Origin of the sequence: Methylobacterium sp. CCH5-D2 (assembly GCF_001556475.1) — a bacterium.
Taxonomy (GTDB): Bacteria; Pseudomonadota; Alphaproteobacteria; order Rhizobiales; family Beijerinckiaceae; genus Methylobacterium; species Methylobacterium hispanicum.
On sequence record NZ_LSIX01000921.1, the window covers coordinates 1 to 15169 of the forward strand.

Genomic DNA, 15169 nt, shown 5'->3' on the forward strand with positions numbered 1-15169 from the left:
CCCCCGGCCGCGCCCGCTCCGGACCGCCCCGGATCTCGGCGGCCGTCAGCCTCTCGGGCGACCTCTCGGGCCTGCCCGCCGGCCTCGCCAAGCTGCGCCAGGCGGTCCTCGACGGCGACGGCGCGGCCGCGTGGGAACTCGCCGCGCGCGCCGCGGACGGCCGCGGCCTGACTCGCGACCTCGCGCTCGCCGCCAAGCTGTTCGAGAAGCTGGCCTCCGCCGGCTACGCCCCGGCCCAGTACAAGCTCGGCGGCCACTACGAGAAGGGCTCGGGCGTGGTGCGCGACCTCGCCCAGGCCAAGCTCTGGTACGGCCGCGCGGCCGAGCAGGGCCATGCCCGCTCCATGCACAACCTTGCGGTGATCTACGCCGAGAGCCCGGGCGCCAACGGCAAGCCGGACTACGCCTCGGCGGCCTCGTGGTTCAGGCAGGGCGCCGAGTACGGCCTGCGCGACAGCCAGTACAACCTTGGCGTGCTCTACGCCCGCGGCCTCGGGCTCGGCCAGGATCTGGTGCAGTCCTACGTCTGGTTCTCGGCCGCCGCCGCGCAGGGCGACGAGGACGCGGGGCGCAAGCGCGACGACGTCGCCAACAAGCTCGGCCCGGCCGATCTCGCCAGCGCCAAGACGCTGGCGGCCACCTTCAAGCCGCGCAAGCTCGATCCGGTGGTGAACGAGCCGCCGCAGGCGCCGGAGGGGGGCGGGGCGATGACGCTGCTCGGCGCGCCCGCGCCCAGCGCGCCCGCCTTCACCCCGGCCTCGCGCGCCCGCGGTGTCTGACGGGGCGGGTCGCCGCATGCGGGAACCCCTCCCGGCGGCATCCGTATAACGCTTGGCCGTGCGGCTCGCGCCGCACGGTCCCGTCGCGGCCATGTCGGCCGCGATCTTGCCGCGGCCCCGCCGGTCCGCGGACGGCGGCCGAGCGGAGGGTGAATGGCGCGCCTGAATCCGGTCCCGATGGGGGCTGTCATCCTCGGCGTGGCCGGGCTGATCCCCTTCCTCGGCTTCGCCGCCCTGTCGGTCGCGGGCAACGACGGCGGGCTCGGCACGCTGGGCCTGAGCCCGCGCACGATCCTCTCGGCCTACGGCGCGGTCATCGCCTCCTTCCTCGGCGGGATCCGCTGGGGCGCGGCCGCCGCGCGCAACGCCGGCAGCGGCGACTACCTGCTGGCGATCGTGCCCTCGCTGGTCGCCTGGGCGGCGCTCGCCGCCCCCGCCCCCTGGGACCTGCGCATCCTCGGCGTCCTCGTCCTGGCCTGGGGCCTGGTCGATCAGGACATGCCCCGGCGCGGTATCGTTCCGCGCTGGCTCGGGCGGCTGCGGCTGGTCCTCTCGGGCGTCGCCGGCGCGGCGCTCCTCGTGGCCGCCTGAGCGATCCTTCGCCGATCCGTGCCGCCCGCCCGCCGGGCCCGTTGCATTCGCCCGCGCGCGACCGCATATCGCCTCCGCGTTTTTTCGGGCCGGTCCGGCTCGGTCGCGATGGAGGCGCTGCGGTGAGCGAGACGGTGGAGCGACACGAATTCGGTGCCGAGGTCGGGCGCCTGCTCGACCTCGTGGTGCACGCCCTCTACTCCGACCGCGAGATCTTCCTGCGCGAGCTGGTGGCCAACGCCGCCGACGCGATGGACCGGCGCCGCTTCGAGGCCCTGACCTCGGCCGCCAGCGCCCTGCCGCCCGACGCGAAGGTGCGCATCGCCCCCGACAAGACGGCGCGCACGCTCACCGTCTCGGATGCCGGCATCGGCATGACCCGCGAGGACCTGGCGCAGAACCTCGGCACCATCGCGCGCTCGGGCACGCGGGCCTTCTCGCAGACGCTGGAGAGCGCCCGGGCCGAGGACCGGCCGAGCCTGATCGGCCAGTTCGGCGTCGGCTTCTACTCCGCCTTCATGGTGGCCGACCGCGTCACCGTCACGTCGCGCCGCGCGGGCGCGGAGGAGGCCTGGACCTGGGCGTCCGAGGGCCAGGGCAGCTACACGCTGGAGCGCGCCGAGAGACCTGAGCCCGGCACCGACATCGTGCTCCACCTCAAGGCCGACGCGGACGAGTACCTAGAGCCCTACCGGCTCGATCACCTCGTGCGGAAATGGGCCGATTTCATCACCGTGCCGATCGCGATCGTCCAGGACGGGCGCGACGAGGCGGCCAACCAGGGCACCGCCCTGTGGCGCAAGCCGCGGAGCGAGGTCACGCCCGAGCAGTACGAGGCGTTCTACCGCTCCGTCGGCATGAACTTCGACAAGCCCTGGGCGACCCTGCACTGGCGGGCGGAGGGACAGCTCGAGTTCTCGGCGCTGCTCTTCGTGCCCGGCATGAAGCCCTTCCAGGCGCTGGAGAACGAGCGGCAGAGCAAGGTGCGGCTGCACGTGCGCCGCATGTTCATCACCGACGAGGCGGAGTTGCTGCCGCCCTGGCTGCGCTTCGTCCAGGGCGTGGTCGACACCGAGGACCTGCCCCTCAACGTCTCGCGCGAGATGCTGCAATCGACGCCGGCGCTGGCCCGCATCCGGCGCGCCGTCACCGGCCGCGTCCTCTCAGAACTCGCGACCCGCGCGAAGGATGGAGCGGAGTACCAGAGCTTCTGGGAGAATTTCGGCCCCGTCCTGAAGGAAGGCATCTACGAGGACCACGAGCGCCGCGAGGAGATCGCGCCGCTGCTGCGCTTCCGCTCCTCGGCCGTCGAAGGCTGGACGAGCCTGCCCGACTACGTCGCCCGCATGAAGGACGGCCAGGAGGCGATCTACTACCTCGTCGCCGACGACGCCGAGGCACTCGGATCCTCGCCCCAGCTCGAGGGCTTCCGGGCTCGCGGGCTGGAGGTGCTTCTCCTGTCCGACCATGTCGACGCCTTCTGGCCCGAGGCGCTCGCGCGCTTCGCCGACAAGCCGCTGCAATCCGTCACGCAGGGCGGCCTCGACCTCTCGAAGTTCCCCGCCGCGGGTGAGGCCGAGGCGGCGCCCGCCGGGATCGACGTGCTCGTGGCGGCGATCAAGGCGGCTCTGGGGAGCGACGTCGCGGACGTGCGCACCACCGACCGTCTGGTCGACAGCGCGGTCGTGCTCTCGGCCGGCAGCGGCCCGGACCTGCAGATGCAGCGCCTCCTGCGCCGCGCCGGCCGCGGCGGCGGCCAGGCGGTTCTGGAGATCAACCCGCGCCATCCCCTGATCCGCGCGCTCGCCGAGGGCGAGGCCGAGGCCGTGCCTGCGGCCGCGGGCACCCTCCTCGATCTGGCGCGAATCCAGGATGGGGACATTCCACGCGATCCCGTGGCCTTCGCCCGGACGATCACCGCCGCGCTCGCCGCGGAGCGGGGAGCCTGATCCGAGCGGTCCTGCGGCTGGCCCGGATCAACTGGCATCTGGGACTTGCCGGGGATGGCCGCTTTCCGAACCCGAAGCGGCGCCGGACCGGCTTGCCACACCGCCGACGCTTCGCTATAGCCCCGACATCGAGACACCGGCCGTAGCCCGCCAGCGCGCGGGCGATCCCGCGGGCCGGTTCATCGATGCGACGCCAGGGTGCTGAAGCGCCGACGGCGTCGTTGGAGAGGTGGCAGAGCGGTTGAATGCACCGCACTCGAAATGCGGCATGGGTGCAAGCCCATCGGGGGTTCGAATCCCCCCCTCTCCGCCAGTCTTGCTAAAAGCTCAATCGTCACGGTAAGTTGCTGATACGCAACGTGTTCGTACGGCCCGACTGGTACATTCGGGTGGTACATATGCCCTTACCGATGGCACGTCCCTGGAAGCATCCCGACAGCGGCATCTACTACGTCCGCAAGGCCGTCCCTGCTCAGCTGCAGCCGCTTGTCGGCCGAGCCATCGAGAAGCTCAGCCTTCGCACGAAGGATCCCGAGGTCGCCCGCGCCCGATTCGCTGATGCGATCCGCGAGATCGAGGCACGCTGGGCGACGCTCGCATCTGGCCCGCAGGAGCTGAGCGAGCGCGAGGCGCACGAACTAGCCGCCCCGGCCCATGACCGTTGGATCGCCCTGCACCGCGACAACCCGAGTCAGAATCTCTGGCGCACCGACCTTTTCGCGCGCCTGTGGCAGCCCCGCCGTGTCGGGCTGTGGGGCCATCCCGACGTCGTCCACCAGGTTCTGCACGGCGCCTACGCCGACAGGGGCGAGGACGACATGGAGGCGTGGTGCCTCAAGCAGGCCGACTTCCTGATCGCAAAAAAGGGCTTGCAGCTCGACGCCGACGGGCGTCGCACGCTGGCTCAGGCGGTCTCTGCGGCCATCCAGCGCGCGAGTCTGGCCCTCGAACGGCACACGCTCGGCGACGTGGCGGAGACGCTGCCTGAGCGTGCACCGTTCGCGGGTCGAGCGCCCGCGCCGCGCCCGGCGCCGACGGCAAAGGTCCTATTCGACGACTTGGTGAAGGGGTGGGCTGCCGAGCGCAAGCCGGTGGAGAAGACGGTCTACGACTGGACGCGGGTCATGCAGCAACTCGCCGCGTTCCTCGGCGACGACGATGCCACGCGGGTCACAGCCGACAAGCTCGTCGCCTGGAAGGACAGCCTCGTGGCATCGGGACTATCCGCCAAAACTATCCGTGAGAGCCGTTTGGCGCCGGTGCGGGCGGTGCTGCGCTGGGGTGTCGATAACAGACGGCTTCCCGAGAACCCAGCCGAGCGCATCACCATCAGCGTCAAGCAGAAGCCGGGCCAGGGCAAGCGCGGCTTCAAGGACGCCGAGGCGGCTCAGATCCTCGCGGCAGCGGCGGGCGAGCGCGACCCGGTCAAGCGGTGGGTGCCGCTGGTGTGCGCATACTCGGGCGCTCGGCTGTCGGAGGTCTGCCAATTACGCGTGGAGGATTTCAGCGAGGTCGACGGCGTCGCGGTGATGCGCTTCGATGCCGAGGCCGGCTCGCTCAAGAACGTCGGTTCGGAGCGCACCGTGCCCTTGCACTCCGCGCTCATCGCCGCAGGCCTCCTCAACTATGTACGTGGGCGCGGGGGAGGTCCGCTGTTTCCCGACCTGCCACCGGACAAGTTCGGCAAGCGCGGCGGCAACGGTACGAAAATCCTTGGGCGATGGGTGCGCAGCCTAGGGCTAACCGACACACGGCTTGCACCGAATCATTCCTGGCGGCACCGGTTTAAGACGCTCGCGCGCAACCACGGCCTCGCTGGCGATGTGACCGATGCTATCACCGGTCACGCGCATCGCTCCGTCGGTGATCAATACGGCGAGTACGACGTCAGGGCGATGAAGCGTGAGCTTGAGAAAATTCCGTCAGGGCCATGATCGTGAACAGACCTAACGTCGTGACGTGATCATCGAGCACTGGCGCTCATGGGTGCCCTTAGGGGAGCTTCCGTGGGGCCGCCGCCGAGCCCCGCGCTGGGTCGAGGACGAGGGCCGATTCGGCGGCGTATGGGTGCTCTGGATCAACCCGGAAGCGGGTAAGGTGAAGACGAAGCAAGGTCGTGAGGTACCTCTGCACCCACAACTCGTCGAGATGGGCTTCCCGGCATCCGTCGTGGGCTTACGCGACGAACGCTTATTTCTCGTGCCGGACCGCGGAGGTCGGCATCGCGGGACCGCTGCAGGGGGGTGGAGAACCGCCTGAGCGAAGCTGCGCGCGAGCACATCGACGATCCAGGGGTAAGCCCGAATCACAGCTGGCGGCACCGCTTTCGCACGATAGCCACCGACGCGGGCGTGGCGGGCAACGTGATCGACGCGATCTGCGGCTGGTCTGCCAAGAGCGTCGGCGAATGTTACGGCAGCGTCTCGCTAAAAGCTCGCGCGGATGCTATTGCGCGTTTGGAAAGAGTTGAGATCTAATATTCAGACCTAGCCATTCCGACGTAAATTTCTTATTCATCCGATGAAGATCCTTCGTTCGCCGGTTCGGATATCCGTCTCAGAGACGGTAGCACGCCTGACAGCGGCGGCCACAACATCAGCATGTCGTGCCACATTTCGCGATGATCAGCTATCCTCCGTCCTTGAGGCGAACCCCCCGCATAAGGGGTGTTGGCGACCATGTGTCGGTTGAGGTCGGGAGACCCGCCGTTCCACTATGGCGGCCCCCGCTCGCCGAGGGCGGTCTTGGCCTTGTCCACGCTTGCGCGTGCCACCGACGAGGCATCTTCATCGCGAGCATTCCTGGCATTCCTGACCGCCCGCCTGGCCGCCATGAGCTCACGGACGAGCCCCTGCCGGCGCGCCTCCGGCAGCAAAGGGTTCGTCATCCGCCAGAGCCGGCCGCGAACGACGAAGTAGCGTCCATCCGGCGTGACGGGATACACCTGTCGGCCCACATGAGCGGCCACGTCACTTGCTCTTGCCGCCCTCCTTGCCGAGCTCGGCCTGGGCGGCCGACGACGAACGCGGGTTCGACTTGCCCTCCTTGGCGGCCTTGGCGTTCGATTTTTTGGCGGTCTCGCTTCCGTGGCCCTTCTTCTCGGTCATGGCCATCCCTTCCGTCCTGATCGAGAACGCCAGGATGGGGAGGTGGTTTGCCAAGGCGTGGGCAACGGGTTGCGCATCGAAACTGCCGGAGATGGTTGAGGAAGGGTGCCGTTCCCGTAGCGGCATTCCCGACAGCTTCGGCCGACGCGCTACTTTCGAAGGCGCGCTACTCGTCTATCCCGAGGGCCGACAGACGTTACCTACCTGACTGAACCATCAGGTCGGCGACCAGGTGGAAGGCCGATTGCCTATCGATTTGGACCGGATGGTACGGCCAGAAATCCCGAAGCACGGGAGCGTGCGGGTGCCTGAACCTCTTGTGCCCCGGATCGGAACTGAACAGGCTTGCCGCGGGCGAAATCTTCTCAGCGAAGTCGGGCTGCCAGTTCTTACGCGATCCATGGTGCATGACCTGGAAAATAGCCGTTCGGCAGATCCTCACGTCGCCGAAGAACTGCAAAAAGCCGTCACATCTCTGGGGACTGTCGAGAAACATATCCCCAGTGTGCAGTTGGGAAAATCGGTTTGCCTCGTCCCTAAGGCCAACAGGATGAGACGTCCAAACCGTAGACAGCTTTGACGAACGCCCAGGGGACCCGAGTACAACGAAAGCGATATGAGGTTGCGCGGCCTCGAAAATGACCCGAAATTTTGATCGTAGGCAGCTTTTAGGTCGTCGAGCGCCGTCACCCGATTGGCGTGGTCAGTGCGAAATCGGTCAAGGATTGGCGCGACCTTGCTCAGGAACGCTGATGTGACGCGCGGTAGCATTCGAGCGTCGTTGTAGGGCACGAACTCCCAGAAGGTCGGAACGACGATCCTCCCCGCCTCCGCGAGAAAGCTTACGCGAGGGTCCGACCCGGCGGTCAGGCCTAGGTCGTCCGAGACTTCATCGGGCGGCTGCCCAAGCTCGGGTTTGAGGTTCCCGTCGCCGACGTCGACGGGGCCATCGATAGGCGCGTCAGGTGGCTGCGGCTTCGGTCCTTCGCCGTCCACCGATGGAACGAACACCACGCGTTGTATCTCGCTACCTTCAAGTCCGGAGAGGAACCCTGCGGGATCTACGAAGAAGCCGAAAATCTCGTCCGTTGCGCCTATCCTGTTCTCGATGGCGATCATGAGCCTTTGCCAGAGAGGTACGTAAGGCAACAGCACTAGCTCGACGACTTGACCCCTCAGCAGCGCAACGAAGCCGCTGATGTGATCTCTGTCGAAATGGGAAATCGTAACCAGATTCAGCCGATCAGGGCCGCAATGGTCGCGTCGGTCGCCGTAGAACATGATCGCGTCGTCGAGCAGTGACTTTGTCGACGTCGTGCCGCAGTCGAATACCCATCCGATTGAGCTGCCGCGGCCGAATCTGCGGATGATGCCTGTCGCGAAGAGCCCTTGTCCGACCGGCCACCAGTCGAGGATTAGCTCGAACGCGGTGCCCTGTACGCCTCCCTGCACGAATTTATCTGGTGATGGGCGAATGATCGTTCCCGCCGCTGCCATGTAGGCGTGAGCCTCGGCAAGAGTTGCTGGGGCTAGGTTAGAGTGACTGCCGCCCTTGATCTGGGCGATGACACGGTGATTGATGTCTCGGCCGGGCCTAGTGAAGTGTGCGAGGATCTGCTGATTGTTCAACGGTGGATTCAGCGCGAGCATCCGCTTGATCAGTCGAATTTCGCCAACCGTCAGTGTCTTGGCGCCGCTCATAGAAGCTTGCCTGCCCCATTCGTCGGTTCAAGGTGTCGGTCCGGTTCAAGCCCGTCAATCTGCGAACCGCACCATGCCATGGGACATACCAGCCAGACGCTCGATCCGGGCGGCGGCACGCACGACGACGTTCATGTCAATCCGGGTCAGATCCGCCGACAAAGCATAGGCCCTCAGATACTCGGCCGAGGCCGGCTTCAGGCCCGCCCGTGCCGAGACAAGGTACGCCACCGCCTCCCCCTCTACCTCCCTCTCGTCGTTGCCCAGACCTTTCCGCGAAGGCCATCCGCTCTCGACCTTGGAGCTGCCGGCCTCGCAGCCTCCCATATGGCCGCAAAAGATGTGTCCGAGTTCGTGAGCGAGGGTGACGAACATCTTGAAATCGCTCATCCGCAAGGTCGAAAGGGCCGACAGGTCAGCGGATGCGCTTCAGCGACGCGAATCGGTCCACGACGTCGGGTTCGACCTCCTCGACAGGCATCGACCATCGCGGTCGCGCCTCTCCGAGATGCAGAAGCGTGATTGCCTGATCGAACGCCGCGGCATGGACGGTGAATTCTTCGACCTCCTCGTCGAACCACACCCCGGCGGGATGAGCGATGCCAGCACGGCACTCGTCGACGAGGTGCGGCTGTGCGGCGCCCGACGTAGCCGGGATTTCGAGCGGTTCGCCCGAGGTCTTGAAGTATCGGCCCGTCTTGAAGGCGGCCTCGCTTGATCGACCCCATAGCGCGAACCCTTCGGTCGAGACGACCATCACCGACCGCCGCTCCGTGTGCCTTAACCACCGTAGGACGGCCGCGGTCAGGGATACGCCGTACCGGTCGGCGAGCGCGCCAAGCTCGTCTAAGGTAGGCTTCGCCTTGGGGTCGATCTGCCGCCGGAGGTCGTGGGACGGCATCAGCAGCGTGGCCGCGAACTCGTCGGCCTCCTTCTCAATGTCCTGGCCGGCTGCCCGACCGACACTGTCCGCCTTGCACCGAATGCCGTCGGGCGGGAGAAGATGGCGGTGAAGCAGATAGTGGCCGACCTCATGCGCGACGGTGAAGCGGCGACGACCATCCCTGGCCGCCGAGTTGCTGATGATCAGCCAGCCACCCTTCTCCCGCACGGGGACCAGGGCGCCCTCGAACCCTTCAAGCTCCTCGCTCACGATCTCCAGCACGGGGTCGCCCGGCCAGACGTTGCGAGAGTAGTCGATGATGAGCGCCTCGACGTCGACGGGATAGCGGTCAGCCGCGTCGATGCCTTTGACAAGGTCCAGCATCTGCGTGAGTTGGTTCGCCCACCTTGCGGGGGACCTGTGCGCCGGCGCTGCCATTGCTGACCCGATTCGATTTCAAGCACAGCGTCTCAGGGCTCCTGGATCGGCGCAACGTCGGGTTGGCACTGCGCTACTTCTTGAACGTCTCGGTGATGCGCCGGATCTGCTCCTTCACGCTCGGGTCCAGGCCCTTGTACTTCCGGAAGAAGGCCTCGTCCTCTGCTGTGGCGAGGTCGGCCCGCTCGTCCATAAGGTAATCAGAGGTCACCCCGAGCGCCTTGGCGATCCTGTCGATCTTGTCGGCTGAGGGGCGCGGCGGGTTCTTGTTCTCCAACTCCCACACGTACGACTTGCTGGAGCCGGTCATCTCGCCGAGCTGATCCAGGGTCAGCCCGGCCTTCTTCCGGAGCTCCTTGATCTTCTCACCGAAGGTCGCCACCGCCGCCGTCTCCCTGGCCGCTCGAAAAAGAATCGTAAAAGTTCGCCGTAGCGTAACACCTGGGCCTTGCATCGCGATACGGCCGCACCCATGTTCGGTCTAGACATACTTTTTAACACGCTAACGAGGTAGCGTCGCCGGAGCTCGCCATGGACGCGAAAGCCCCTTCGACCCCTACCGAAGACGCCCTGGGCGCAACGTCTTCGGATACGGCATCGCCCGACCAGGGCTTGCCCATCCGACTTGCGTTGTCCGGGGGCGGCGTCCGTGCCGCCGCGTTCCACGCAGGCGTGCTTCGCCGGCTGGCTGCCGACGACCTGCTGGAGCGGGTCACACACGTCTCCACGGTCTCGGGCGGCAGTCTCCTCGTCGCTGCGGCCATGTCGGCGAATGGCTTGAGCTGGCCGAGCTCGGCCACTTATCGCGACAGCGTCTTCCCGGCCCTGCGACGCCTGCTCACGACGGTCGATCTGTTCTCCGCCCCCGCGATTGGCTGGACCGGGTTGATGCGCTTCAACCGTAGGCTGCTGACCGCGCGGTCGAGCGTGGTGGCGGACCTCCTTGTCGAGCGATGGGGAGTGAAAGGTCGCGTCATGGACCTGCCAGCCACGCCGTGCTGGTCGATCAACACGACCTCCCTGCACAGCGGCAAGAACTGGCGGTTCTCCTCTCGCGAGATGGGCGACTGGGTCTTCGGACGCCATTATGCCCCGGACGTCAGGCTGGCCGACGCCGCGGCCGCTTCCGCCGCGGTGCCCTATGTCCTGGGCGCCCTCTGGCTCGACCTACCCGCCGAGGGCTGGTTCCAAACCGATCCCGCGACGCGGAAGCCGCTTAAGCGAACGCAGCCGCCGACGACACGGATCGGCCTTTGGGACGGCGGCGCCTACGAAAACCTCGGCCTTGAGGCGGTCTACAAGCCGGGGCAGGCGCCCGATCCGGACGCGTTCGTGATCTGCAGCGACGCCTCGGGGCCAGTCCCGCCGTTCGGGGCCGCATCACCCTTCGCCATCCTGAAGGGACGCTTGGCCGGTCCGAGACTGTTCGACATCGCCTCCGACCAGATCCGCGCTCTGCGTTCCCGCATGTTCATGCGCGACGTCGAGGGAGGGACCCTGCGGGGAGCCCTGTTCAAAATGGGCGTCTCCGTGCGCGACGTGGACATCCGCATCGGGCGCGTGCGGCCCGAGAGGGATTACGATGGCTACCTTCGAGATGCGGACGTCCGCGCGGCGCTCGGCCATCCCACGGATCTTCGGGCGATGTCCCCGGCAGTCTTCGAACGGGTTGCGCGCCACGGTTTCGAGGTGGCCGACACCGTCCTGACCAACCACTCGCCCGACCTGTTTCCCGAAGATCATCGCTGGCAGCCGGCGGCGGACACCCGGCTCTGACCCTCGGAACAAGGAGAGACATCATGCCCGCCTACGTCACCTTCTATCCTCTCGGGAACGCGGACGGCGCGCTCATCGAGCTCGCGAACAAGCAGATGCTGTTGATCGACTACGGCAACCAGCGTAACCCGAACGACCCGCAGGATCAGCGCTGCGACCTGGCCGAGGAACTGCGTAAGGTCCTGCGCAAGGGGAACCGCGACTCATTCGACGTCGTCTGCTTCACGCACTTGGACGACGACCACTGCCAGCGCATGGGCGAGTTCTTCTGGCTGCGCCACTCCACCGCCTACCAGGGCGATGACCGCATCAAGATCGACGAGCTCTGGGTCCCTGCCTGCGCGCTCACCGAGACGAACCTCACGGGAGACGCACGCTTCGTGCGGCAGGAGGCTCGCCACCGCCTGCGTGAGGGCAAGGGCATCCGCGTCTTCTCCCGCGCCGAGCGCCTGAAGGACTGGATGGCGGCTGAGGGCATCGACTACGAGAGCCGAAAGCACCTCTTCGTCGACGCCGGCAAGCTCGTGCCCGGCTACGAGAAGTCGAGCGCGGCGGCGGCGGAGTTCTTCGTCCACAGCCCGTTCGCTTGGCGGCAGGACGAAGGCACTGTGGTCGACCGGAACGGCGACAGCATCGTGTTCCAGGCGACGTTCGTGGACGGCGGGGAGGAATCCTACGCCCTCTTCGGTTCGGACGTGGATTACCTCGCCCTCACCGACATCGTGAGCATCTCGCGCCGTTACGGCAACGCCGACCGGCTGCAGTGGGATCTCATGAAGCTGTTCCACCACTGCTCGTACAAGTCCTTAGGTCCGGAGCGGGGTGTGACCGAGACGGAGGCTGTCCCGAACGTGAAGTGGCTGTTCGAGACCCAGGGTCGGAAGCGCTGCACCATCGTGTCGCCGAGTTGGCCCATTCCCACCCCTGGCACCGTCGAGGACGCCGACAAGCAGCCACCGCATCGCCAGGCCGCCAACCACCATCGCCGCGTCGTTCGCGAAAAGCAGGGCGATTTCATCGTCACGATGGAGCCTGCGGTCGGTAAGCCCAAGCCCGTCCGCTACGAGATCAGCCGCTATGGCGTGGGCCTCGCGCTCGCCGCGCCGAGCGTGGCGGCGGCATCGACCACGTCGACGGCGCGCCAGGGCTGAGCACGATGGCCTGGATCGACGATTGGTCCCTCGTTCCGGATCGGGGGCTTTCCTCGCCGCAAGCCAAGGCGGTGCTGGCCTATCTGGACTCGGCCGTCCAGGTCGCCCGTGTCATCGAGGCCCGTCGTCACCCGGGCGGGGACGAGATGATCGTCGCAGACGTCCAGACGGGCGCGCCACAGCGACCCGTTGTTGAGATCGAGCGCATCGAGCGCATCGGCATCGTATTCGGATCAGCGGCGGCCATGCCGATGGTCATGATGCTGCGGGATGGTTTTCCGGATACCGAGCACCAGCAGCTGGTGCCGGACGGCTTTCCGGCCGCGATGTGCATCGACGACAGGCCCTGGGACGAAGCGCGCCTCACCTGGACGCCGGCCGAGATGCTCCAGCGTATCCAACTCTGGTTCCGGCGTGCTGCGCGCGGGGAGCTCCACGACCCGCACCAGCCGGTCGATCCCTTCTTCGGGCTCTCGCCGCTAAAGATCGTTGTTCCAGCCTCCGTACTGTCGCGCGCCGAGAGCGTGGAACTCGTTGGCTTCCGCACCACGCCGGACGACCCGGAACTCTTCACCGTCATGCCGGCCGGCTCCATGCCGTATACCGCGGACGCTAACCGGCTGATCCCTGTCACCTACTGCGTGCCGCCCGAGCGGATGTCCCGCATGAGGAAGGCACCGCGCAACGTGGCGGCCCTTGGTGCGCTTCTCGCCGAACGAGGGGTCGACCTGCTTGGGGACTTGAAGAAGCGGATGCGCGCCTGGGCCGGTTCGGAGGAACGGGACCGAGCACGGCTCCATGGGGTCCTTGCCATCATCGTCGCCTTTCCCGTCGTCGCTCCGGATGGCAGCCATAGGCCGGGGCTCCTCGACCTACGCGTATTCATCACGCTGAAGTCGTTAGGCGAGATCGGGGTGGCCCTCGGACAACTGCATGCCCATGCAAACGCGGCCGCGTCCGGCTTCGCACGCGCGATCCCCGCCGGCGTCATCGACGAGGCCGCACTCGTCGCGTGCCAGGTGCAAATGGCGCAGGTGCATCGGGCGTTCGATCCCGATTGGGCGGCGACGCTGGCCGGCGGGACCGGCCGGGACGCTCGGAAAGTCGTGTTGGTCGGCGCCGGCGCCATCGGGTCACACGTAGCCGAGTACCTTGTCCGGGAGGGCCGGTTCGATTGGACCGTGGTCGATGACGACCGGCTGCTTCCCCACAACCTAGCGCGCCACACGCTTCGCGCGATGGAGAATGGGCATATCAAGGCTTCCGCGCTAGCAAACCGGCTGAACTACATCTTCAGGCCGACCACGGAAGCGCCGGTGGCGCGATCCATCGACGTCAACGTCCTCCGGCCCGGTGAAAGGAATGGCGAGCTCAAGGAGGCGCTCGCGGCGGCGTCGGTGATTATCGACGCGTCCGCCTCCGTTGCGGCCAGCCGCCATCTGGCCGACCTAGACGCGCCGGGAAGGCGGGCCAGCGTCTTCTTCAATCCGTCTGCCGAGGCCGTGGTGGCGTTGGTCGAGCCGGAGGATCGATCCCTGACGCTTCGCGACCTTGAAGCGCAATACTACCGCGCTGTGCTCCAGCGTCCGGAACTGGAGCGCCACCTCACGGCGGTCGGGGAGCGCTTCGCGTACACCGGTGCGTGCCGCGCCGTCACCAACCGCGTTCCGGAGAGCCGGATCGCCCTGTTATCCTCCCTTGCGGCCACAGGTCTGGCGCAGGCGCTCGGGCAAGCTGGGGCGTCGATCCGAGTATGGTCCGTGGACCTCGACGGCCGGGTCTGCGTCAGCAACCCGAGGACGGCGCCGGTGACGCGGTATCCCCTGCTGGATTGGGAGATCACCGTAGACGCGGATGCGCACGCCCAAATGGTCGCGATGCGGGTCGGGGTCTTGCCAAGCGAGACGGGCGGGTCCGCCGTCGGCATCGTCGACAGCCTCGCTCGCAAGGTGCACCTCGTCGAGCCCCTGCCGGCGCCTCCGGACAGCAAGGGGTCGCCGACCGGGTTCGAGCGCGGCATCGCCGGGCTTTCGGATGACGTGACCGGCAGGCTGGCCAGGACCATGGACCAGACCCAGTACATCGGCGAATGGCATTCCCACCCACCGCAGCACCCTTTGACGCCGAGCCCCACGGACGTCGTCCAACTCTGCCGGTCGGCGATGAACGCTTCGCTGGAGAGCCTGCCGGCTCTGTCCTTCATCGTCGGCGACGACGGGCTCAATGTCCTCATCGGCGAGACCGGGCGACTGTAGAGCGCCTGTTAGACACGATGCGGTTTCAACACGATCCGCCTGGTCGCGCTCGGGTACCCGCGCGGACCATGCCCGCGACCTCCCCGAGACGAGCCGTTGGCGATGTTGTCCCCCGTTCGGCGGCGGCATTCAGGGTTGTATGGGCCACAGGACGACGCTCGTTCGCGCCAATATATTAGGATTATATTCTTGACAACCATGGCCGGTTCGGTCATGCTGACGGTGTTGGCCGGTGAGTTGGCACGACCGCGCCGCTCGCCCCGTCCGCAGCCAGGAGAGCTTGATGACCCGACGACACGAACCGAGCATGCCGCGACCGGCGGCACCGCCCCCGTACCGGACCCGCTCCGGCCACCCCACCCGCATCTTGCAAGGCCCCCTCCCGGGGGCCTTCGTCGTTTCAGGGGACCTGCGATGAGCGCCCGCGCCAAGTCCGACCGCGCCAGCCTGCCGGCCCGCGTCGCCGAGACCCCGCTCGCACTCCGGCCGCCCGCGCTCGTACTGTTCGGCCGAGACGGCGGCGGCCGACCCCGCGCCGC

At 67.1% G+C, this 15169-nt stretch carries 13 protein-coding genes and 1 tRNA gene; 9 read left to right on the forward strand and 5 right to left on the reverse strand.

The window, feature by feature from the left end; all coding sequences use genetic code 11:
- The 6 genes from AX737_RS38395 to AX737_RS38420 form a co-directional block, all read left to right on the forward strand.
- A partial coding sequence (locus tag AX737_RS38395) for a tetratricopeptide repeat protein (RefSeq protein WP_197430711.1) occupies positions 1-779 on the forward strand: 779 nt, incomplete at its 5' end.
- A gap of 153 nt (positions 780-932) precedes the next feature.
- Entirely contained in the window at positions 933-1370 is a 438-nt protein-coding gene (locus tag AX737_RS38400; RefSeq protein ID WP_066925955.1) for a DUF3429 domain-containing protein, read from the forward strand.
- A gap of 122 nt (positions 1371-1492) precedes the next feature.
- Complete coding sequence (gene htpG, locus AX737_RS38405; RefSeq protein WP_066925957.1) at positions 1493-3319, forward strand: molecular chaperone HtpG; 1827 nt, start codon at positions 1493-1495, stop codon at positions 3317-3319.
- Between the two features lie 223 nt (positions 3320-3542).
- A tRNA-Ser gene (locus AX737_RS38410) sits at positions 3543-3632 on the forward strand.
- A 97-nt stretch (positions 3633-3729) separates the two neighbouring features.
- Positions 3730-5253, forward strand: a complete 1524-nt coding sequence (locus AX737_RS38415; RefSeq protein WP_238229922.1) for a site-specific integrase — start codon at positions 3730-3732, stop codon at positions 5251-5253.
- Between the two features lie 309 nt (positions 5254-5562).
- A complete protein-coding gene (locus AX737_RS38420) occupies positions 5563-5796 on the forward strand; it encodes a hypothetical protein (RefSeq protein ID WP_156453937.1) in 234 nt (77 codons plus the stop codon).
- Between the two features lie 492 nt (positions 5797-6288).
- On the opposite strand, the gene AX737_RS38425 is transcribed toward AX737_RS38420, so the two are convergent.
- The 5 genes from AX737_RS38425 to AX737_RS38445 form a co-directional block, all read right to left on the reverse strand.
- Entirely contained in the window at positions 6289-6426 is a 138-nt protein-coding gene (locus AX737_RS38425; protein ID WP_197430712.1) for a hypothetical protein, read from the reverse strand.
- A 438-nt stretch (positions 6427-6864) separates the two neighbouring features.
- Positions 6865-8127 (reverse strand): hypothetical protein, encoded by a 1263-nt coding sequence (locus AX737_RS38430; protein ID WP_156453938.1) that lies wholly within the window; start codon positions 8125-8127, stop codon positions 6865-6867.
- 54 nt (positions 8128-8181) lie between these two features.
- Positions 8182-8517, reverse strand: a complete 336-nt coding sequence (locus AX737_RS38435) for a hypothetical protein (protein ID WP_066925963.1) — start codon at positions 8515-8517, stop codon at positions 8182-8184.
- A 25-nt stretch (positions 8518-8542) separates the two neighbouring features.
- Positions 8543-9394 (reverse strand): ImmA/IrrE family metallo-endopeptidase, encoded by an 852-nt coding sequence (locus AX737_RS38440; RefSeq protein ID WP_197430713.1) that lies wholly within the window; start codon positions 9392-9394, stop codon positions 8543-8545.
- 127 nt (positions 9395-9521) lie between these two features.
- On the reverse strand, positions 9522-9830 hold the full coding sequence (locus tag AX737_RS38445; protein WP_066925969.1) for a helix-turn-helix transcriptional regulator: 309 nt from the start codon (positions 9828-9830) through the stop codon (positions 9522-9524).
- A gap of 149 nt (positions 9831-9979) precedes the next feature.
- Between AX737_RS38445 and AX737_RS38450 the strand changes: the two genes are divergently transcribed.
- Genes AX737_RS38450 through AX737_RS38460 form a run of 3 tightly spaced genes read left to right on the forward strand, consistent with a single transcriptional unit; the run spans position 9980 to position 14630 of the window.
- Positions 9980-11224, forward strand: a complete 1245-nt coding sequence (locus AX737_RS38450) for a patatin-like phospholipase family protein (protein ID WP_082773280.1) — start codon at positions 9980-9982, stop codon at positions 11222-11224.
- 23 nt (positions 11225-11247) lie between these two features.
- A complete protein-coding gene (locus AX737_RS38455) occupies positions 11248-12375 on the forward strand; it encodes a hypothetical protein (RefSeq protein WP_066925972.1) in 1128 nt (375 codons plus the stop codon).
- Positions 12376-12380: 5 nt separating this feature from the next.
- Complete coding sequence (locus AX737_RS38460; protein ID WP_066925975.1) at positions 12381-14630, forward strand: ThiF family adenylyltransferase; 2250 nt, start codon at positions 12381-12383, stop codon at positions 14628-14630.
- Positions 14631-15169: the final 539 nt, after the last annotated feature.

Excerpts from the sequence above, each read along its gene's own strand:
- AX737_RS38400 (WP_066925955.1), top strand. The coding sequence starts at position 933 with ATGGCGCGCCTGAATCCGGTCCCGATGGGGGCTGTCATCCTCGGCGTG.
- AX737_RS38415 (WP_238229922.1), top strand. The coding sequence starts at position 3,730 with ATGGCACGTCCCTGGAAGCATCCCGACAGCGGCATCTACTACGTCCGC.
- AX737_RS38425 (WP_197430712.1), bottom strand. The coding sequence starts at position 6,426 with ATGACCGAGAAGAAGGGCCACGGAAGCGAGACCGCCAAAAAATCGAAC.
- AX737_RS38430 (WP_156453938.1), bottom strand. The coding sequence starts at position 8,127 with ATGAGCGGCGCCAAGACACTGACGGTTGGCGAAATTCGACTGATCAAG.
- AX737_RS38435 (WP_066925963.1), bottom strand. The coding sequence starts at position 8,517 with ATGAGCGATTTCAAGATGTTCGTCACCCTCGCTCACGAACTCGGACAC.
- AX737_RS38440 (WP_197430713.1), bottom strand. The coding sequence starts at position 9,394 with ATGCTGGACCTTGTCAAAGGCATCGACGCGGCTGACCGCTATCCCGTC.
- AX737_RS38450 (WP_082773280.1), top strand. The coding sequence starts at position 9,980 with ATGGACGCGAAAGCCCCTTCGACCCCTACCGAAGACGCCCTGGGCGCA.
- AX737_RS38455 (WP_066925972.1), top strand. The coding sequence starts at position 11,248 with ATGCCCGCCTACGTCACCTTCTATCCTCTCGGGAACGCGGACGGCGCG.
- AX737_RS38460 (WP_066925975.1), top strand. The coding sequence starts at position 12,381 with ATGGCCTGGATCGACGATTGGTCCCTCGTTCCGGATCGGGGGCTTTCC.